General features: G+C 72.3%; 20 protein-coding genes. 7 read left to right on the top strand and 13 right to left on the bottom strand.

What is annotated here, in order from left to right:
- The 3 genes from ACN6LD_RS38975 to ACN6LD_RS38965 all read right to left on the bottom strand — a co-directional run.
- The coding region (locus ACN6LD_RS38975; protein WP_445045616.1) for a ribonuclease H family protein at positions 1–563 on the bottom strand (563 nt) is incomplete at its 3' end.
- A 73-nt stretch (positions 564–636) separates the two neighbouring features.
- Positions 637–1434 (bottom strand): VOC family protein, encoded by a 798-nt coding sequence (locus ACN6LD_RS38970; protein ID WP_319186955.1) that lies wholly within the window; start codon positions 1432–1434, stop codon positions 637–639.
- Positions 1435–1549: 115 nt separating this feature from the next.
- Positions 1550–2032: a VOC family protein gene (locus ACN6LD_RS38965; RefSeq protein ID WP_319186954.1), complete on the bottom strand. Its 483-nt coding sequence runs from the start codon at positions 2030–2032 to the stop codon at positions 1550–1552.
- A 183-nt stretch (positions 2033–2215) separates the two neighbouring features.
- On the opposite strand from ACN6LD_RS38965, the gene ACN6LD_RS38960 reads away from it, so the two are divergent.
- Together ACN6LD_RS38960 and ACN6LD_RS38955 are read left to right on the top strand one after the other, a co-directional pair.
- Positions 2216–2854, top strand: a complete 639-nt coding sequence (locus ACN6LD_RS38960) for an ATP-dependent Clp protease proteolytic subunit (protein ID WP_319186953.1) — start codon at positions 2216–2218, stop codon at positions 2852–2854.
- 1 nt (position 2855) lies between these two features.
- On the top strand, positions 2856–3458 hold the full coding sequence (locus ACN6LD_RS38955) for a ClpP family protease (protein ID WP_319186952.1): 603 nt from the start codon (positions 2856–2858) through the stop codon (positions 3456–3458).
- A 21-nt stretch (positions 3459–3479) separates the two neighbouring features.
- Here the strand turns inward: ACN6LD_RS38955 and ACN6LD_RS38950 are convergent, their stop codons facing one another.
- Complete coding sequence (locus ACN6LD_RS38950) at positions 3480–3911, bottom strand: helix-turn-helix domain-containing protein (protein ID WP_445045615.1); 432 nt, start codon at positions 3909–3911, stop codon at positions 3480–3482.
- A 260-nt stretch (positions 3912–4171) separates the two neighbouring features.
- On the opposite strand from ACN6LD_RS38950, the gene ACN6LD_RS38945 reads away from it, so the two are divergent.
- Entirely contained in the window at positions 4172–5059 is an 888-nt protein-coding gene (locus tag ACN6LD_RS38945) for an RNA polymerase sigma factor SigF (protein WP_319186950.1), read from the top strand.
- Between the two features lie 27 nt (positions 5060–5086).
- Here the strand turns inward: ACN6LD_RS38945 and ACN6LD_RS38940 are convergent, their stop codons facing one another.
- Both ACN6LD_RS38940 and ACN6LD_RS38935 read right to left on the bottom strand, forming a co-directional pair.
- Positions 5087–5533 carry an ATP-binding protein gene (locus ACN6LD_RS38940; protein ID WP_319186949.1) on the bottom strand — a complete coding sequence of 149 codons (447 nt, stop codon included), beginning with the start codon at positions 5531–5533 and terminating at the stop codon, positions 5087–5089.
- 192 nt (positions 5534–5725) lie between these two features.
- Positions 5726–7018 (bottom strand): DUF6777 domain-containing protein, encoded by a 1293-nt coding sequence (locus ACN6LD_RS38935; protein WP_319186948.1) that lies wholly within the window; start codon positions 7016–7018, stop codon positions 5726–5728.
- Between the two features lie 240 nt (positions 7019–7258).
- On the opposite strand from ACN6LD_RS38935, the gene ACN6LD_RS38930 reads away from it, so the two are divergent.
- Entirely contained in the window at positions 7259–8533 is a 1275-nt protein-coding gene (locus ACN6LD_RS38930) for a streptophobe family protein (protein WP_445045614.1), read from the top strand.
- 124 nt (positions 8534–8657) lie between these two features.
- Here the strand turns inward: ACN6LD_RS38930 and ACN6LD_RS38925 are convergent, their stop codons facing one another.
- From ACN6LD_RS38925 to ACN6LD_RS38910, 4 genes are all read right to left on the bottom strand, one after another.
- Positions 8658–9638: a serine/threonine-protein kinase gene (locus ACN6LD_RS38925; protein ID WP_319186946.1), complete on the bottom strand. Its 981-nt coding sequence runs from the start codon at positions 9636–9638 to the stop codon at positions 8658–8660.
- Complete coding sequence (locus ACN6LD_RS38920; RefSeq protein WP_445045613.1) at positions 9638–10303, bottom strand: hypothetical protein; 666 nt, start codon at positions 10301–10303, stop codon at positions 9638–9640. Before ACN6LD_RS38920 ends, ACN6LD_RS38925 begins: the two co-directional genes overlap by 1 nt.
- An 8-nt stretch (positions 10304–10311) precedes the next feature.
- Entirely contained in the window at positions 10312–12651 is a 2340-nt protein-coding gene (locus ACN6LD_RS38915; protein ID WP_445045612.1) for an FHA domain-containing protein, read from the bottom strand.
- 70 nt (positions 12652–12721) lie between these two features.
- Complete coding sequence (locus ACN6LD_RS38910; RefSeq protein ID WP_319186943.1) at positions 12722–13132, bottom strand: hypothetical protein; 411 nt, start codon at positions 13130–13132, stop codon at positions 12722–12724.
- A gap of 307 nt (positions 13133–13439) precedes the next feature.
- Here ACN6LD_RS38910 and ACN6LD_RS38905 point away from each other — a divergent pair, with 307 nt between their 5' ends.
- Complete coding sequence (locus ACN6LD_RS38905) at positions 13440–13823, top strand: nuclear transport factor 2 family protein (RefSeq protein WP_319186942.1); 384 nt, start codon at positions 13440–13442, stop codon at positions 13821–13823.
- 298 nt (positions 13824–14121) lie between these two features.
- Here ACN6LD_RS38905 and mgrA read toward each other — a convergent pair whose 3' ends face one another.
- Positions 14122–15114 (bottom strand): L-glyceraldehyde 3-phosphate reductase, encoded by a 993-nt coding sequence (mgrA, locus tag ACN6LD_RS38900; RefSeq protein WP_445045611.1) that lies wholly within the window; start codon positions 15112–15114, stop codon positions 14122–14124.
- Positions 15115–15297: 183 nt separating this feature from the next.
- On the opposite strand from mgrA, the gene ACN6LD_RS38895 reads away from it, so the two are divergent.
- Both ACN6LD_RS38895 and ACN6LD_RS38890 read left to right on the top strand, forming a co-directional pair.
- Positions 15298–16182: a LysR family transcriptional regulator gene (locus ACN6LD_RS38895; RefSeq protein ID WP_319186940.1), complete on the top strand. Its 885-nt coding sequence runs from the start codon at positions 15298–15300 to the stop codon at positions 16180–16182.
- A gap of 25 nt (positions 16183–16207) precedes the next feature.
- Positions 16208–16723 (top strand): mycothiol transferase, encoded by a 516-nt coding sequence (locus ACN6LD_RS38890; RefSeq protein ID WP_319186939.1) that lies wholly within the window; start codon positions 16208–16210, stop codon positions 16721–16723.
- Here the strand turns inward: ACN6LD_RS38890 and ACN6LD_RS38885 are convergent.
- Together ACN6LD_RS38885 and ACN6LD_RS38880 are read right to left on the bottom strand one after the other, a co-directional pair.
- Positions 16705–17775 (bottom strand): adenosine deaminase, encoded by a 1071-nt coding sequence (locus ACN6LD_RS38885; RefSeq protein ID WP_319186938.1) that lies wholly within the window; start codon positions 17773–17775, stop codon positions 16705–16707. The genes ACN6LD_RS38890 and ACN6LD_RS38885 overlap by 19 nt on opposite strands.
- Before the next feature lie 21 nt (positions 17776–17796).
- Positions 17797–18041, bottom strand: a 245-nt coding sequence (locus ACN6LD_RS38880; protein ID WP_445045610.1) for a VOC family protein, incomplete at its 5' end; no start/stop codon positions are given.

The following is an 18041-nucleotide window of genomic DNA, read 5'->3' as shown; positions in this document are numbered from 1 at the left end:
CCCCCCCCCCCCCTCCCTCCCCCCCCCGGCTTGGAGGCGGGCCGCGCCTTCGGGGTGTCCGGCGAGGCCGGCGGCTCGGGCGAGCCCTGAGCGCTGCCGGCCGGCTGCTGGACGACCGCCGCCTGGCTTGCCGCACGGTCCGCGAAATCGTTGAGCGGGTCGCCGTCCACCTGGTGCGCGGGCACGTAACGGAAGTCGACGGAGCGGCCCGTGAGCAGCTCGTCGATACGGACGACCAGCTCCTGGTTGGCCACCGGCTTGCCGGCGGACGTCTTCCAGCCGTTGCGCTTCCAGCCCGGCAGCCACGTGGTGACGGCCTTCATCGCGTACTGCGAGTCCATCCGGACCTCGAGCGGAACGGCCGGATCGGTGGCCGCCAGCAGACGTTCCAGCGCGGTGAGTTCGGCGACGTTGTTGGTGGCCTTGCCGAGCGGGCCCGCCTCCCAGCGGGCCGGCGTCTCCGCGTCGTCCGCGACCACCCACGCCCAGGCCGCGGGTCCCGGGTTCCCCTTCGAAGCCCCGTCGCACGCGGCCACCAGTCGTTCACGCATGCTCCCGATCATGCCATGACCCGCCCGCGGCCTCGCCGCGCTGGCGGGCCGGAGGCGGTCGCACACCGCCTCGGGCCGAACCGGGTCAGACGTCGGTGGTCCGCGGCATCTCGCCGGCCGTGGTCGTCACGTCGATCACCGAGAAGTTCGCGCCCTGCGGATCGCTGATCGCCGCGAACCGTCCGAACGGGGTGTCCATCGGGCCGAAGCGCAGGACCCCGCCGTTCTTGGTCGCCCGCGCCACGGCGTCGTCGCAGTTGTCCACGGTGAAGTAGACGTTGACGTAGGAGGGCACCTCGGGCGGGAACTCCTCCGTCATCCGCATACGGCCCAGTACGGTGTCGCCGCCGATCTCGAACATCCGGAAGTCGACCGCGTCGTCCTGCATCTGCTTCGCCGTGTACGGGAACACGGCCGGGAGGAAGGCGTCCGTCCGCTCCGGTTCGCGGGTGAAGACCTCGGCCCAGCAGTACGCCCCGGGCTGCTCGGGCGGAGCCTCGAAGCCCTCGTGGACGCCGGCCTGCCACACGCCGAACACCGCGCCGCCCGGCTCGCGCCCCAGGCACATCGTGCCGAAGTCGCCCACCTGCATGGGTTCCATCAGCACCTCGCCGCCGTTCTCACGGATCCTGCCGGCGGTCGCGGCGGCGTCCTCGGAGGCCAGGTAGAGGCACCACTGCGACTGGCCTTCCTGGCCAGTCATCGGCGGGACGACCGCGGCGACCGCCTTGCCGTCGACGTAGGCCTGCGTGTAGTTCCCGTACTCCGACGACGCGTCGCCGAAGGTCCAGCCGAGTACCTCGCCGTAGAAGTGCTTGGCGGCTTCCACATCGCTGAACATCGCGTCGGCCCAGCACGGGGTTCCCTCTGGTCGTACGGCCATGGCGGCGGCCCTCCCGATGAGATGGATTGTCCGGTTCCTCACGCTAGCCACCCCGCCGCCGCATCGCGCGCCGAACACCCCGGGTCGGGGAACCGGACGCGCCCGAGACCGGTGGCTACGCGCCGTCGTAGGCCTTCTTCAGGGCCGCGACGTCGAGCTTGCCCATGGCGTACATGGCCTTGGTGGTGCGGGAGGACTTCTCGGGGTCGGGGTCGCTGATCATCTCGATCAGTCCGTCGGGGATGACCTGCCAGGACACGCCGTACCTGTCCTTGAGCCACCCGCAGGGGCCGGGCTCGCCGCCGTTCTCGGTGAGCTTGGTCCAGTAGTGGTCGACCTCGTCCTGGTCCGCGCAGTAGATCTGGAAGGAGATCGCCTCACTGAAGGTGAACTGCGGGCCGCCGTTGATGCCGACGAACTTCTGCCCGTTGGCGGTGAACTCCACCGCGAGCACGGATCCGGCCGGACCGGGTCCGGCCTCGTTGTAGCGTCCGATGGCGCCGATGCCGGAGTTCTTGAAGACCGAGACGTAGAAATGGGCGGCTTCCTCGGCCTGGCCGTCGAACCAGAGACACGTGGTGAATCCGTCGGTGGTCATGAGCACCTCCTGGGTGGGAACGCGGTCGTCGGTATCGACTCCCGCCCGTCCGAAAACTCATCGGCCGAGCAGTGCCTCCCGCTCTGCCCTCAGCGGATCTGCCGCGGGCAGAGAACCGGCGTGCGGGCGTCCGCCGAGGTCGAGAGTGGAGTCGACGGCATCACTCCACGACGAGGAGACCCGATGACTCCACTCACCATGCTCGCTCCCCGCGCCGCGGACGGCGACACCCCGCCCTCCCGCTTCGACGACCAGCTCGCCGCCCAACTGCTCGGCCAGCGCATCGTGCTGCTGGGCACCCAGGTCGACGAGGTGTCCGCGAACCGGATCTGCGCGCAGCTGCTGATCCTTTCGGCGGAGGACCCCCGATCCGACATCGGCCTGTACATCAACAGCCCCGGCGGCTCCGTGCACGCCGGGCTCGCCATCTACGACACGATGCGGCTGATCCCCAACGACGTGTCGACCCTCGCGATGGGATTCGCGGCCAGCATGGGTCAGTTCCTGCTCAGCGTGGGCGCGGCCGGCAAGCGGTACGCGCTGCCGAACGCGCGCGTCATGATGCACCAGCCCTCGGCCGGGATCGGCGGCACCACGGCGGACATCGAGATCCAGGCGGAGAACCTGGAGCACACCAAGCGGACCATCGAGCGGATCACCGCCGAGCACACCGGGCAGTCCCCGCAGACCATCTCGCGGGACGGGGACCGCGACCGCTGGTTCACGGCCGAGGAGGCCAGGGAGTACGGGATGGTGGACCGGGTCGTGGAGTCCCTCGCGGACGTCCGCCCGGCCGCGCAGAAGCGACGGATGGGGCTGTGACATGGGGACCTACACGATTCCGAACGTGGTCGAGCGGACCCCGCAGGGCGAGCGGTCCTACGACGTGTTCAGCCGGCTGCTGTCCGAGCGGATCATCTTCCTCGGCACCGAGATCGACGACGGCGTCGCCAACGTCGTGATCGCGCAGCTCCTGCATCTGGAGGCGGCGTCCCCCGAGAGCGAGATCTCGATCTACCTCAACTCCCCCGGCGGCTCGTTCACCTCGCTGATGGCGATCTACGACACGATGACGTTCGTCCGGGCGCCCATCTCCACGCTCTGCGTCGGCCAGGCGGCCTCGACGGCGGCCGTGCTGCTGGCGGGCGGCGATCCCGGCCGGCGGCTCGTGCTGGAGCATGCGCGCGTGCTGCTGGGGCAGCCGGCCAGCGGCGGCCGGCAGGGCACCGTCTCGGATCTCGCGCTGCAGGCCAAGGAGATGGTCCGTATCCGCGCCCAGGTGGAGGAGGTGCTGGCCCGGCACTGCGGACACGACATCGCGACGCTGCGCGCCGACATGGACCGCGACAAGGTGTTCACCGCACAGGAGGCGGTCGCCTACGGCCTGGCCGACGAGGTGCTGAGCCGGCGTCCCCTGACGGTGTGAGACGCCGGCCCGCGCGGCTCGTCAGGCGGCCAGGCAGAGCCCGTCGTACGTCGAGGCGGTAGTCGTCCGGTTCCGCACAGGGCGCCGGGCGGCGTGCCGGACCAGCTCTCCCTGGGCCCGGGAGAGCAGGTCTGCGAGGCTGAGGCCGAGGGCCTGGGCGGCGGCCGCGAGCACCTCCGAGGAGGCCTCCTTGCGTCCCCGCTCCACCTCCGAGAGGTACGGCATGGAGATGCGCGCCTCGTCGGCGACGTCCTTGAGCGTGCGCTCCTGCGCCCGGCGCTCACGGCGCAGGACGTCTCCGACGAGGTCGCGCAACAGGGGTTCGCGGGGCGTCGGTCGGGGGGCCGTTCCGGGTGCCGCTGCGGGCACGGGGACGGCGGGGACGGTGTCCGGGCGCTCGGCAGGCGGGCGCAGCGGGATCACGCGGGCTCGGTTCGGCGTCTGGTGGCTCACCTTCCCAGCCTAGGAGAGCGGGCCGCACCGGGAAGTGCGGGGCGTTGCGCCCTGGGTGGAATCGACGGGCCCGGGTGGAGGCGGGTGCCGGGGGGCGCGCCACGCGACGGGTCCGGTACGCATGGGTCGTCCGGAAGCGGGTACTCGCACCCTCGAGGGGTGCCGCACGCGCCTGCCCGCTCACGGAACGAGCACGACGCACGCCGAACCGTGACGGTGCGGGCACGGTGACCGAGTACCGCGACATTCGAGGAGAGGCCATGCAGACCGCCACTGTCCGGTCGGGGGCCGAGATCGTCGAGAACGCCGCCGGGACCGGACCGCACGACGCTCCGCTGCCCGGCATCGAGGCGCCGCGGAGCGTGGCTCCGCGCGACGCGCGAGGGCTGTCCCGCCAGTTCTTCCGGCGGCTGAGCGTTCTGGAGGAGGGCACGCCCGACTACCAGTACGCGCGCAACACCCTCATCGAGATGAACATGTCCCTGGTGCGTTTCGCGGCAGGCCGGTTCCGCGGCCGCGGGGACGACATGGAGGACATCGTCCAGACCGGGATGATCGGTCTGATCAAGGCCATCGACCGGTTCGAGGTCGCGCGCGAGGTCGAGTTCACGTCGTTCGCGCTGCCGTACATCGTCGGCGAGATCAAGCGGTTCTTCCGGGACACGACATGGGCGGTGCACGTCCCGCGGCGACTTCAGGAGCTGCGCGTGGAGCTGGCGAAGGCGCGCGACGAGCTCTCCAGCCGGCTGGACCGGGAGCCGACGGTGGCGGAGCTGGCCACGCTGATGAGCCTCTCGCCGGAGCAGGTGGTGGAGGCGCAGATCGCCTCCAACGGCTACAACTCCTCCTCGCTCGACGCGGCGCTCACCGGCGACGGCCCCGAGCAGGGCGAGTCGGTCCTGGCGGACTTCATCGGCGTGGAGGAGGAACGGCTGGGACTCGTCGACGACTTCCACTCGCTGGCCCCGCTCATGGCGCAGCTCAGCGAGCGCGACCGGCGGATCATCCATCTGCGGTTCGTGGAGGAGGCGACTCAGGCGGAGATCGGCGAGCGGCTCGGCTGCTCCCAGATGCACGTGTCCCGCCTGATCAAGCGGATCATCGGCCGGCTGCGCCACGGCATGCTGGGCGAGCTGGGCTGCGCCTGAGCGTCGGCCCGGCCCGCGAGCCGGCGGTCAGAAGCTGAGCACGGCGCGGACCCGCTTGCCGACCGGCACGCGCTCGGCCGTGACCTGCGCCGCCACCGCGTGGACGATCTCCAGGCCGTGCCGGCCGACCCGCTCGGGGTCCTTGGGGTATCGCATGGGCAGGGCGTCGCTGCTGTCGTAGACGCTCACGGTGACCGAGGCCTCGGTGCCCTCCAGCTCGAGGATGTACGGCCCGTTGCTGTGCCGGTCGGCGTTGGTGACCAGTTCGCTGACCACCAGCATCACGTCACCGCACACGCGGTCGCCCACCGTGGCGCACCACTCGGTCCTGAGCTGGTCGACGAAATGCGCGGCGAAGGCACGGGCCTCGGCTATGCAGCCGGGGTCGCCCGTGTAGTGCGCCGCGCGCCGTAGCGGTTCCACGGGTACGTCGAAACCAGTCGGTATCACTGCCCCGTCCAGATGCTCGATCATGCAGTTCTCTCTTGGAGGCCGGACTGGCCGGACGCTGCTGTGCACCAGTGCTCGTACCCCGTGCCGCGCCGTGCAGTCCCCGTCATTCGTGACCTGTTCAGGCTACGGCCATGCCGTACCTCACACTGCGGGCGGCCCCGGGTGGACCGGCCGTGAGCAAGGTGAACGACTCGTCGCGGCCGGCGACCGCGTCTACCCGGGCAGCGAGGAGAGCGAGCTGCCGGGCGCGCTCGACAGCGAGCTCGACGACGAGGACGGCGCCGGCGCCTCGGACGAGGGCGGCTTCGAGGACGGCGGCTCGGACGGCGGCTCGGAACTCGGCGGCTCGGAAGACGGCGGCTTCGAGCTCGGGGGTTCGGAGGACGGCGGCTTCGAGGACGGCGCCTCGGTGGACGAGCCGGACGACGGAGGCAGGACGCATCCCGGCGGGCTCGCGCCGGTCGCGTCACCGGTCGACGGCGACACGCACGGCGGGGACGCGGGGCTGGTCAGAGAGCTCGGCGGGGCGACGATGATGGACGGCGTCGTGTGCGCCGGCGGGTGCGTGGGCCGGTCCTTGCGACCGTCGTCGCCCGGCCTGCGGGCGAACCAGTGGTGGGAGTGGTCGGGGTCGTAGAGGACGAAGACCTTGATCACGGTCGTGGAGGGCATGACCGTGACGGTGGTCGCGGGGCTGTACGTCGGCCAGGACCGGCCCGTCCGCCGGTACCCGCTCTGCTGCGCGACGGGCGGGGTGAGCGGGTTGCCGCAGGCGCAGCGCACCCGGGGCACGCCGTGCCGGTCGACCAGGACGGCCGTGCCGGCCTGCAGAACGGCCTGGTAGGCGGTGGCCCCGCCGTCGCGGTATCCGTGGTTGGTGACGCGGGTGTCCAGGCGCAGTTGCACCGAGGTGAGCGAGCGCAGGTAGGCGGGGACGCCGGCCGGGTCGATCCCGGCCACCGAGGCGAACGCCGTGTTCTTGTCGGGCGCCTGCTGGAGGGCCTTGATCTGCTGCTCCACGTCGCAACTGGCGACGTTGCGGGTGCCGCCGTACAGTCCGGGCTCGCCGCCGCGGACGGCGGGCACGGTGTTCCCGGCCGGGGCGGAGCCCGACGGCGCGACCGTGGCGGGCGGGACGGACGCCTTCGTCGTGGAGGTCGTGGTCACGGGGTCCGGGCCGACGTCGCCTGCCGGCTGCATGAACACCTCGCCCGCCTGGTCGGACGTGCCGCCGCCGGGCAGGGTCAGCACGAGGGCGATGGCGGTGGCGGCCACGACGGCCACGGTGATCAGCGCGATCCGGGGAGCGGACTTCCACCACGGCCGGTGCGGCGGCCCGCCGCCCGCTCCGAAGTCGCCGCCGCCCGGCGGCGGGGAGGGCGGCCCCTGGGGCGGCGGCTGCGAGGAACCCGAGGACAGCGGACCTGAGGGCGGGCCGGTCGGGCGCCCGGACGGTTCGGTGGGCGGCTCCGGGGGACGGCCGGACGACGGCGGATCGACGCTCACGAGCACTCCCGACGTGGGGTTTCCCGCGGGCACGGTGTCCGGCGGGGCCGAGGCGATCGGCGGTGACGACAGGACCGCGCAGCTGCGGGACGCACGACCGGCACAGACCGGAATAACCCGATATGCGCCGCTTTCTTCCACAGTGACCATTGTGTGCTCCGGTCGGGCGTCGCCCGCAAGCCGGGCCCGGACGGTCCCTCCCGACGGGCGCGCTCACGCGGCGCTGCTTAGCGTGGCAGGGTGAGTGCGCACACCCCCCACGACCAGGCAGAATCCCCGGCGCACGGCTGGGGCCGCGCGGTCGTCACGGCGTTGGCCGGGCTGATCGCCATGGGCGTGACGGCCGCACTGGGACTGTGGGCGGCCGGAGCCGCGGACCTGCCCGAGAGCGCCTTCCCCCGGGTGGTCGCGGCGACCGTGGTCACGGCCGTCGGCGGCACGGTCGAACTCGTCGGCGACGCGGGCGGCCTCGCCGAGACCGACGCCGGCCTGACGGTGACCCCGCTCTCCGTGGCCCTCGTCGGGGCGCTCGTCGTCGGCGCCGGATTCCTGTGGCCGCTGCGGCATCGGGCGGTCGCGAGCGTCGCCGAGCTGGCCGGCTGGGCGGCCCGGATCGCCGTGGTGTGGCTGCTCGGCCTGCTCGGCATGTCGTTCGCCGCCCGCCAGACCTTCAAGGTCTCCCTCGGCGACGGCACGCTGAGCGACCTGGGCGACCTGTTCGACGTCGGCCCGGAGGTCGGCTTCCGGACGGACGTGGCGCTGACGGTCGTGGTCGGACTGCTGTGGCTGGCCGCTGTGCTGGTGCTGGCCCTGCTGGTCGCGCGCGGGGCGCCGTTGCCGGCCCGGTTGCTGCGCTTCCAGGAGCCGGTGCGGCCGGCCGCTCACGCGATGACCGTGCTGCTGCTGGTCTGCGTCGCCCTGGGAGTCGTCGTCGCGCTCGTCGTCGCGGCGAGCCGTGGACAGGCCGCGGAGACCCTCGCGGTGATCCTGCTCGGTCTGCCCAACGTCGTGTGGCTGGCGTTCACCCTCGGACTGGGCGCCGGCTGGGACGGCAGGGTGGACGGCCCCTTCGGTCTGCCGATGCCGCATGTGCTGGACGAGGTGCTGCGCGGCAAGGACACCGCGCGGCTCGATCTCGGGGCCCTCGCCGCGTACGACGGCCGGGTCTGGTGGCTCGTCGTGGTGGACGCGATCCTGCTGCTGGGGGCGGGGTTCCTGATGGCGGCGCACTCACCGCCGGACATGCCGGCCTGGCGGCACGCCCTGCACATGGCCGTCGCACTGGTGCTCACGGTGCTGATGATCTGCCTGGCCGGCCGGGTCTCCGCGCACGCCGGCCTCTCCGTGCTCGGGCTCGGCGACCTCGGCGGCAATCTGTCCGGGGAGCTGTTCCTGCGGCCCCGCCTGTGGTCGGCGCTGGGCCTCGCCGCGTTGTGGGGCCTCGTCACGGGGTTCCTCGGCGGCCTGCTGGCGGGCCTCGCCCGCCGCCGGGCGGCGCCGCGCCCGCTGCGCTGACGCCGCCGCCCCGGGCCACCTGGACGGCTCGGGACCGACGGAGCCCAGGACCGGCGGAGTACAGGACCGACGGCGTACAGGACCGACCGAGCCCAGGACCCACGGAGCCCAGGACCGACGGGGCTCAGGACCGGCGGCCGCCGAACACCGGGCGCGCCCAGAGCGGAGGCTCCGGCGCAGGCGGCAGGGCGTCGACCCGTTCCGTGGGCGGATGGGCCGCCCGGTGTGCGCCGGCCCCCGCCGACCTCAGCTCGGCGACGAACGCGCCGCAGGTGTCCTGTCGGTCGTCGGGGCTCTTGGCGAGAGCCCGGACGAACACCTCGTCGATGTGCGGTGACAGGTCGGGCCGGGTCTGTGTCAGTGCCGGCGGATCGGCGTTCTGGTGGGCCCACAGCAGCGCCATGTCGTCGTCGCGGAGGAAGGGCGGACGGCCTGCGAGGCATTCGTAGACGACGCACGCGAAGCCGTACACGTCGCAGCGCCCGTCGACGGGACGGCCGGAGATCTGCTCGGGTGAGACGTAGTCGAGCGTGCCGACGAACTGGCCGACCGTGGTGAAGCCGGTCAGGGACAGCGACTTCTTCGTCAGCCCGAAGTCGGTGAGATAGGCGTGCTCGGGATGGTCGGTGTCGGTGCCCCGGGCCACCAGGATGTTGCCGGGCTTGACGTCCCGGTGCACGAGCCCGTGCTCGTGGGCGGCGTCCAGGGCCGAGGCGACCTGCGCGGCGATGCGGACGGCCTTGGCCAGCGGCAGCGGCCCCTGCCGGTCGAGCAGGTGCCGCAGGTCACTGCCGTCGACGTAACGCATCGCGATGTACAGCACGCCGTCGGTCTCGTCCGCCTCGAAGACGGGCACGATGTGCGGGTGGTCGATCGCCGCGGCCGCCCGCGACTCGTGGGTGAACCGCTTGCGGAAGACGTCGTTGCGGGCCAGCTCCGGGGCGAGCAGCTTGAGCGCGACCGTCCGGTCCAGGCGCAGGTCGTGGGCGCGGTAGACGACGGCCATGCCGCCGCGGCCGATCTCACGCTCGATGCGGTAGCCGGCCACCTGCCGCCCGACCAGTTCGGAGGGCCGGCCGGAGAACGGACTGGTCGGGTGCGCCATCAAGGTCTCCCGTCGCGGTTCACGATCCGGGTGACGGTGTGGTCGAGGTCCTGCCGCAGGCCCTGCTCCTCGGTTCCGGCGCGGTCGCGGCCCCGGTCACGGTCCTGGCTGCCGCCCGGGTTTCTGCTGCGATCCCGGTCGAGGCCCTCCGCCGTCTCCGGCGGCGGGTCGCCCGCCGCGCGAGGGGCACGGTCCGTCGCGTACGTGCTGAGGCGGACCCCGTCGCCGTACACCCAGCGTCTGCCGACGGAGTCGTACATCCAGACGTCCTCGCCGTCGACGACCACGCCGAGCCGCAGCCCCTGGGTGCGGCGGCGGAAGGACTCGCCGTCGAGGTCGCCGTCCGCGAGCTCCTCCATCGCCGCCCGATAGCGCGCCAGCGCCTGTTCGGCACGGTCGAGGAGGGGGCGGGGGTCGGCCGCGGCCGTGTGCGGAGCGTCGGCACGGGGCGGGTCCTTGGGGACGGCGACCAGAGCGCGGCCGTCCACCCAGGCGGACCAGCCGTTGGAGCACAGCACGCGTCCCCAGTCGCCGCGCCGCTCCAGGAGCCGGACCGGCAGCAACGGGTCCAGCGGCATGGTGGGGCGGGCCGGATCGGGCTCCTCCCAGGCGGGCATGCCGTGCTGGGGGACGACGTGCGTGGGACTGAATCCGGGAGTCGTCATGCGCCGCCCTACTTCCGCATCACCGCGGGCTCGTGCCGGCGCAGCAGCCGGGAGACGATGAATCCGAAGGCCGCCGAGAGCACGACCAGCATGCCCACGTCGAGCAGCCAGACCCCGGCCGAGTGCTCGAACAGCGGGTCGCCGGTGAGGTCGCCGGGCACGATCCGGGACAGCCCGATGGTGCCGGCCATCGCGCCGAGCGCCCACCGTGAGGGCACCAGCCACGACAGCTGGTCCAGTCCGGGCACACCGCTCAGCTGCAGCAGCGCCCCGCAGAAGACCACCTGGACGATGGCGAGCAGCACCAGCAACGGCATCGTCACCTCCTCCTTGCGCACCAGCGCGGACACCAGGAGCCCGAGCATCATCGCGGTGAAGGACAGCAGCGCAACGGCGACGGTGATCTCGACGAGGGGCGGCATCAGCACGCCCTTGCCGCCGGGCGCGTGCAGGTCGACGCCGAGCAGGGCTACCAGCGTGAGGACCACCGCCTGTACGACGGTCACCGTGCCCAGCACGACGACCTTGGACATCAGGTACGCCGATCTGGACAGGCCCACGGCGCGTTCTCGCTGGTAGATCACGCGTTCCTTGACGAGTTCGCGCACCGCGTTGGCGGCTCCGGTCAGGACTCCGCCCACGCACAGGATGAGCAGCGCGTTCATGGCGGTGTCCCGGGTCAGCTCGCCGCCCGCGAGGGCCCGGGCCATGACGCCCATGACGAACGGCAGGGCGATCATGATCGCGAGGAAGGTGCGGTCGGCGGCGAGGGCCGAGGTGTAGCGGCGCACCAGGGTGCCGACCTGGGCGCTCCGGCTGCGGGGCCGCGGCGGCGGCAGCATGATCACCGGTCCGGAGCGCGGCAGCCGGGGCTGTGCGCTGTCGTCGAGGACGTACCGTCGGCGCGAGCGCGAGTCGCGGTACTCCCCCGCCCAGTCCCGGTCCTGGTCGCGTTCGAAGGCCTCGAAGGCCTCGGGCCACTGTTCGAAGCCGAAGAAGGCGAGCGCGTCCTCGGGCGGCCCGTAGTAGGCGACCTTGCCGCCGGGCGCGAGCACCAGCAGCCGGTCGCAGACGTCGAGGCTGAGGACGCTGTGCGTGACGACGATGACGGTGCGGCCGTCGTCGGCGAGGCCGCGCAGCATGTGCATCACCGAGCGGTCCATGCCGGGGTCGAGGCCGGACGTGGGCTCGTCGAGGAAGAGCAGTGAGGGCTTCGTGAGCAGTTCCAGAGCCACGCTGACGCGTTTGCGCTGCCCGCCGGAGAGGCTGTGCACGGGCTGGTCGGCGCGCTCCTGGAGGCCGAGTTCCCGGATGACCTCCTCGACCCGTGCGCGGCGCTCCGCCTTGGCGGTGTCCTGCGGGAAGCGGAGTTCGGCGGCGTAGGTGAGGGCGCTGCGCACGGTCAGCTGGGCGTGCAGGATGTCGTCCTGCGGGACGAGGCCGATGCGCTGGCGCAGCTCGGCGTAGTCGCGGTAGAGGTCGCGGCCGTCGTAGACCACCGTGCCGTGGCCTGCGGGGCGCTGGCCGGTGAGGGCGCCGAGCAGCGTGGACTTGCCCGCGCCGCTGGGTCCGACGACGGCGAGCAGGCACTTCTCCCCCACCGGGAACGACACGTGGTCGAGGAGCACCTTGCGGCCGCGGTCGACGGTGACCGTCAGGTCCTGCACGTCGAGGGAGACCTCACCGGTGTCGACGTACTCCTGGAGCTGGTCGCCGACCAGGCAGAACGCCGAGTGTCCGATGCCGACGATGTCGCCGGCGCCGACCGGGGCGCGGTCGACGGGCAGCCCGTTGAGGTAGGTGCCGTTGTGGCTGCCGAGGTCGACGATCTCGTGGCCGCCGTCGGGCAGCGCGCGCAGTTCGGCGTGCCGGCGTGAGACGACGAGGTCGTCGACGACGAGTTCGTTGTCGGCGGCACGGCCGATGCGCACGGTGCGCGGGGGCAGCGGCCGGACGTTGGTGGGCCGCCGGAAAGTTCCGGTCAGGGCGGGCATGGAGACGGCCGACGGTCGCTCGGGCGGCGGCGGCGCCAGGCCGGACAGGACGACGCAGGGGCCGTCGGACGGGCTGCCGAAGCGGATCACGCTGCCGGGGCCGACGCCCCACTCGTGGACCTGGCGGCCGTCGGCGTACGTGCCGTTGGTGCTGTGGTCGTCCTCGAGGGTCCAGTGGTCGCCGTCGGGGCGCAGCACCGCATGGTGCCAGGAGACGCGGGTGTCGTCGATGACGATGTCGCTCTGCGGGTCCCGCCCGAGACGGTAGTCGTGGCCCGGGATCAGCAGAGTGGAGCCCGTCTCGGTCTCCAGCACGAGTTCGGGCGCAGTCGAGGAGACCGGCCGCTCCGTCATGCCTGAATTCTATCGATGCGCACCCTTATGCGCCCGACGGGAGAGGACGGCGGGCGCGGGCGGCGACCCGTCAGCCGACCGGGAGCACGAGGGCCGGGACGGTGCGCTGCATGCGCAGTGCGTCGACGGACTCCGCGAGGAGCTCGTACTCGGTGGTGTCGTCGCTGACCGCGATCCGCACCAGCCTGCCGCCCGCCAGCTCGTCGGCCACCAGCTCCTGACGGACCGTGTCGGCGCACCACGCCCGCAGCAGGCCGGGCACGTCCTGCACGGTGGCGGCGACGGGGACGAGCGCCCCCGGCGGAAAATACTCGCTCTCGGGCAGCGGATCCAGTCGCTCGGCCATCCAGGACGCCCGGTCCCGCAGCCACCACAGGGCGAGGGCCAGCGTCGGCGCGCGGTAGGTGCCCAGCGGTACGCCGATACGCCGGCCGCCGCAGACGCCGTACGCGGTGACATGGCACAGGAATTCGTCGTGCACGTCTCTCTCCCCCGGTGCTCGCTTGCCGGTCGCGCCTCGCTTTCCGTGCAACTCCTGTGGGGAAACTGCCCCCGACGTTCGAGTATGTTCACTGCTAAAACACTGTCACCACGTCTTTTTAGCCAGTCTCCTGGCATATTCCCCGCGGTTCATGGCCGAAATGCGGCGAGCTTTGCCGGAGACCGTCATTACCTGGCGGGTAATCGACCGGAGCGGCGGCCGCGGGCAAGGTGGTCACACCGGATCGGCGAAGGCCGGAATCCGGGACCTGACCAGTGTCGACGACCTTCTTGGAGGCTGATTTCCCATGTCCGCGAACACCGACCGCTACGAGAACGCCGTCGCCCGCTACTTCGAGGCCTGGAACGCACGGGAGCCCGAGGCGCTGGCGAAGGCCGTAGCCGCCGCGTGGGCCGAGCGGGGCGGATACACCGACCCGCTCGCCGACGTCCGCGGCCACGAGGAGATCGCGGCCGTGGTCGCGGCAGCGCACGCGCAGTTCCCGGGCTTCGTCTTCCGGCTCTCCGGCGCGGTCGACGGCCACCACGACACCGCCCGGTTCTCCTGGGAGTTGGAGAGCGAGGCCACAGGCGCCGCCCCGGTGGCCGGATCCGACGTCATCACACTGGACGCGCAGGACCGGATCACGTCCGTCCTCGGATTCCTGGACCGCGTGCCGGCCGGAACCTGAGTCCGGCGGTGATGAATTCCCCCGCCCGCGGCGGTCCGAACGGAGAGAGATCGCCGTACGACCGCTGCGAGCGGAGGGCACGACGAGAACGGACGACGGCCCGGGCATAAACGGAATACCCGATGCCGAATTCACGGCCGCACAGGCAAGATCCCGGCGAACGCGGGCTGGACCCCTGTCATCCGGCCCGAGTCCGCCGCGGTCTTCGGCACCCGTGAACTCCGGGCCGAGGCAGAGGTGCGCAAGGCCGCCGGAAAACAGAAGGGCCACCCGGTGACCGAACGGCCGACGGAACGGCTCAGCCGTTGATCACCGCGTCGATCCGGGCCAGCTCCTCGTCCTCGAATTCCAGGCGCGCGAGGGCGCCGACGCTGTCCTCGATCTGGCGGGCGCTGCTCGCGCCGACCAGCGCGGAGGTCACCCGACCGCCGCGCAGCACCCAGGCGAGCGCGAGCTGGGCGAGGGACTGGCCGCGGGACTTCGCGATGCCGTCGAGGGCGCGCAGCTTGCCGACGAGCTCCTCGGTGACCGCCTCGGACTTCAGGAACGGGCTGTCGCTCGCCGCCCGTGAGTCCTCCGGGATGCCGTTCAGATAGCGGCCGGTCAGCAGTCCCTGCTCCAGCGGCGAGAACACGATCGACCCGACCTGGAGCTCGTCCAGGGCGTCCAGCAGGCCCTCGCTCTCCGGACGGCGGTCGAGCATGGAGTAGCGCGGCTGGTGGATGAGGAGCGGGGTGCCCAGTTCGCCGAGGATCCGGGCCGCCTCCCGGGTCTGCTCCGCCGAGTAGTTGGAGACGCCGACGTACAGGGCCTTGCCCTGCTGGACCGCCGAGTGCAGGGCGCCCATCGTCTCCTCCAGGGGAGTCTCCGGGTCGGGGCGGTGGGAGTAGAAGACGTCCACGTAGTCCAGACCCATCCGCCGCAGGCTCTGGTCCAGCGACGACAGCACGTACTTGCGCGAGCCCCACTCGCCGTACGGGCCGGGCCACATCAGGTAGCCGGCCTTGGTGGAGACGACCAGCTCGTCGCGGTACGGCGCGAAGTCGGTCCGGAGGAATTCGCCGAGGGCGGACTCGGCCGCGCCGGGCGGCGGGCCGTAGTTGTTGGCCAGGTCGAAGTGGGTGATGCCGAGGTCGAAGGCGCGGCGCAGGATGGCCCGCTGCGTCTCGACGGGGCGGTCCGGGCCGAAGTTGTGCCACAGGCCGAGCGACAGCGCGGGGAGCTTCAGCCCGCTGCGTCCGGTGCGCCGGTAGGGCATGTCCGCGTAACGGTCGGGGTGTGCGGTGTACAACGCGACTCCAGAAGGGGTTGGCACGACGATCGGGTCCGGGAGGCCACGGCCTCGGGGAGGGCGGGTCCTGGAAGACCTGGTCCGGGAAGATCCGTTCCAGGAACCGTCACCCACTCTGACCCCGGCTGCGGCAGTGGTCCAACAGAAGAATCCGATGAGATTCAGCGGATACGCTTCTCAATCATGGAACTGCGCCACCTCCAGCACTTCGTAGCCGTCGCCGAGGACCGGCATTTCACCCGGGCCGCCGAACGCCTGATGGTCTCCCAGTCCGGCCTGTCGGCGTCGATCCGGGCCCTGGAGCGGGAGCTGCGCGCCCCCCTCTTCGTCCGGACCACCCGGCGGGTGACGCTGACGGAGGCGGGCCGGGCGCTGCTCGGCGAGGCGGAGCGCGTCCTGGCGCAGGTGCGGGCGGCCCACGAGGCGGTCGCCGCCGTGCAGGGCGTGGTCCGCGGAACGCTCTCCGTGGGCACCGAGCAGTGCATCGCCGGGGTGCATGTGGCGGGGCTGCTGGCGGCGTTCCGGCGGCGTCACCCCGACGTGGAGATCCGGCTGCGGCAGACCGGCTCGGGCGCGCTCGGCGAAGAGGTGGCGGCCGGCCGGCTCGACCTGGCCTTCGCCTACCGCACCCAGACCGACACCGACCAACTGCGTTGTGTCCCGCTGGCGGCGGAGCCGATGTACGTGCTGTGCCACCCCGACCACCGCCTCGCCGGAGCGTCGGCGGCCCTGACGCCGCAGGAGCTGGCCGGCGAGGTGTTCGTCGACTTCCACCCGGACTGGGGGCCGCGCAGCGCCACCGACGCCGCGTTCGCCGAGGCGGGGGTGCATCGCACGGTCGCCCTGGAGGTCAACGACGTGCACAGTCTGCTGGACCTGGTGGACGAGAACCTCGGCGTCGCCGTGGTGCCACGCCATTTCCGGCACAAGCGCGAGGCCCTCACCGCGCTGGCCCTGAAGGGCACCGGCGAGGCGGCCTACGAGACGGTGGCCCTGCTGCCGCCGGCGCGGGCGACCAGCCCGGCGGCGCGGGCGCTCATGGGGCTGCTGGAAACAGGGGGCGCGTGAGCACGCGCTGGGCGATGGTGGTCCTATGCATGCGAAGGACATCCTCATCGACGGGTACGACCGCATCCAGGAAGAGGTCCGCGCGGCCCTCGAGGGCCTCGATCCCGACGCGCTCGACAGCAGGCCCGCGGCCGGGGCCAACTCGATCGCCTGGCTGGTCTGGCACCTCACCCGGGTCCAGGACGACCACCTGGCCGACGCCTTCGGGCTCGACCAGGTGTGGCTGTCCCAGGACTGGGAGAAACGGTTCGGCCTCGACCTGCCGCGCGAGGACACCGGGTACGGGCACAGCGCCGCGCAGGTCGCGAAGGTGCGGGTCCGTGACGCCGGCCTGCTGACCGGCTACCACGACGCCGTGCACGCGCAGAGCGTCCAGGCCCTGCGCACGCTGACCGCCGCCGACCTGGACCGCGTGGTGGACGAGCGCTGGGATCCGCCGGTCACACTGGGCGTACGGCTGGTCAGCGTCCTGTCCGACGACCTGCAGCACGTCGGACAGGCCGCCTACCTGCGCGGGCTGATTCAGAGCGCGGCGGCGTAGCCCGGCAGGACGACGTCCTCGACGAGGGCGACGCGCTCGTCGAACGGGATGAACGCGCTCTTGAGGGCGTTCACCGTGACCGTCCGCAGGTCCTCGACGCCCCAGCCCGCGTGCTCGACGAGCAGCGACATCTCGCGGGTCATCGTGGTGCCGGAGACCAGACGGTTGTCCGTGTTGAGCGTGACGCGGAAGCCGAGGTCCTTCAGCGCGGTGATCGGATGCTCGGCGATCGAGACGGCGGCCCCGGTCTGGAGGTTGGACGTCGGGCACATCTCCAGGGCGATCCGACGGTCGCGCACCCAGCCGGCGAGGCGGCCGAGCTTGCCGTCCACGATGTCGTCGGTGATGCGCACGCCGTGCCCGATGCGCTGGGCGCCGCACACCTGGAGCGCCTGGTGGATGCTGGGCAGGCCGTGGGCCTCGCCGGCGTGGATGGTGAAGGGCACGTTCTCGCGGCGCAGGTGCTCGAAGGCGTCCAGGTGGTCGGCGGGCGGGAAGCCGTCCTCGGCGCCGGCGATGTCGAAGCCGACGACGCCGGCGTCCCGGAACGCGACCGCGAGGTCGGCGGTCTCCCGGGTGCGGTCGAACATGCGCATGCCGCAGAGCAGGGTGCCGACCCGGACGGGCGTACCCGCGGCGGCGGCCTTGGCCATGCCGGCGGCGAGACCCTCCTGGACCGTCTCGACGACCTCGGGAAGCGTCAGACCGCCGCTCAGCATCAGCTCGGGGGCGTACCGGACCTCGCCGTAGACGACGCCGTCCGCCGCCAGGTCGAGGACGTACTCCTCGGCGGTGCGCAGCAGGCCCTCGCGGGTCTGCATGACGGCGAGGGTGTGCTCGAAGGTGGCTATGTAGCGCACCAGGTCGCCCGAGTTGGCGGCCTCGAAGTACCAGGCGGCGAGCTCGTCGGCGTCGGTGGTGGGCAGGGTGTGGCCGGCCTCCGCGGCGAGCTCGACGACGGTGGCGGGGCGCAGTCCGCCGTCGAGGTGGTCGTGCAGGACGGCCTTGGGGAGCCGGCGGAGGGTGTCGATGTCGATGCGGGGCGCGGTCATGTGCGTGATGTCTTTCTCGGGTCAGTCGGTGGCGGCGGGCTGGAGCAGGTCCCAGCGGTTTCCGTACAGGTCCTGGAAGACGGCGACGGATCCGTACGGTTCGTGACGGGGCTCCTCCAGGAAGGTCACCCCCGCGGCGAGCATCCGGGCGTGGTCGCCGGCGAAGTCGGCGGTGTGCAGGAAGAAACCGACCCTGCCGCCGGTCTGGTCCCCGACGCGGGCGCGGGGGGGGGGGGGGGGGGGGGGGGGGGGGGGGGGGGGGGGAG

The organism is Streptomyces sp. SAS_272, assembly GCF_052543235.1.
Note: the sequence above shows the minus strand (reverse complement) of the source record. Positions and strands in the feature narration are given on the sequence as shown.

Bases quoted from the DNA above. Each gene is read 5' to 3' on its own strand.
- ACN6LD_RS38970 (WP_319186955.1), bottom strand. From the start codon at position 1,434: ATGGCCGTACGACCAGAGGGAACCCCGTGCTGGGCCGACGCGATGTTC.
- ACN6LD_RS38965 (WP_319186954.1), bottom strand. From the start codon at position 2,032: ATGACCACCGACGGATTCACCACGTGTCTCTGGTTCGACGGCCAGGCC.
- ACN6LD_RS38960 (WP_319186953.1), top strand. From the start codon at position 2,216: ATGACTCCACTCACCATGCTCGCTCCCCGCGCCGCGGACGGCGACACC.
- ACN6LD_RS38955 (WP_319186952.1), top strand. From the start codon at position 2,856: ATGGGGACCTACACGATTCCGAACGTGGTCGAGCGGACCCCGCAGGGC.
- ACN6LD_RS38945 (WP_319186950.1), top strand. From the start codon at position 4,172: ATGCAGACCGCCACTGTCCGGTCGGGGGCCGAGATCGTCGAGAACGCC.
- ACN6LD_RS38940 (WP_319186949.1), bottom strand. From the start codon at position 5,533: ATGATCGAGCATCTGGACGGGGCAGTGATACCGACTGGTTTCGACGTA.
- ACN6LD_RS38925 (WP_319186946.1), bottom strand. From the start codon at position 9,638: ATGGCGCACCCGACCAGTCCGTTCTCCGGCCGGCCCTCCGAACTGGTC.
- ACN6LD_RS38920 (WP_445045613.1), bottom strand. From the start codon at position 10,303: ATGACGACTCCCGGATTCAGTCCCACGCACGTCGTCCCCCAGCACGGC.
- ACN6LD_RS38915 (WP_445045612.1), bottom strand. From the start codon at position 12,651: ATGACGGAGCGGCCGGTCTCCTCGACTGCGCCCGAACTCGTGCTGGAG.
- ACN6LD_RS38905 (WP_319186942.1), top strand. From the start codon at position 13,440: ATGTCCGCGAACACCGACCGCTACGAGAACGCCGTCGCCCGCTACTTC.
- ACN6LD_RS38895 (WP_319186940.1), top strand. From the start codon at position 15,298: ATGGAACTGCGCCACCTCCAGCACTTCGTAGCCGTCGCCGAGGACCGG.
- ACN6LD_RS38890 (WP_319186939.1), top strand. From the start codon at position 16,208: ATGCATGCGAAGGACATCCTCATCGACGGGTACGACCGCATCCAGGAA.
- ACN6LD_RS38885 (WP_319186938.1), bottom strand. From the start codon at position 17,775: ATGACCGCGCCCCGCATCGACATCGACACCCTCCGCCGGCTCCCCAAG.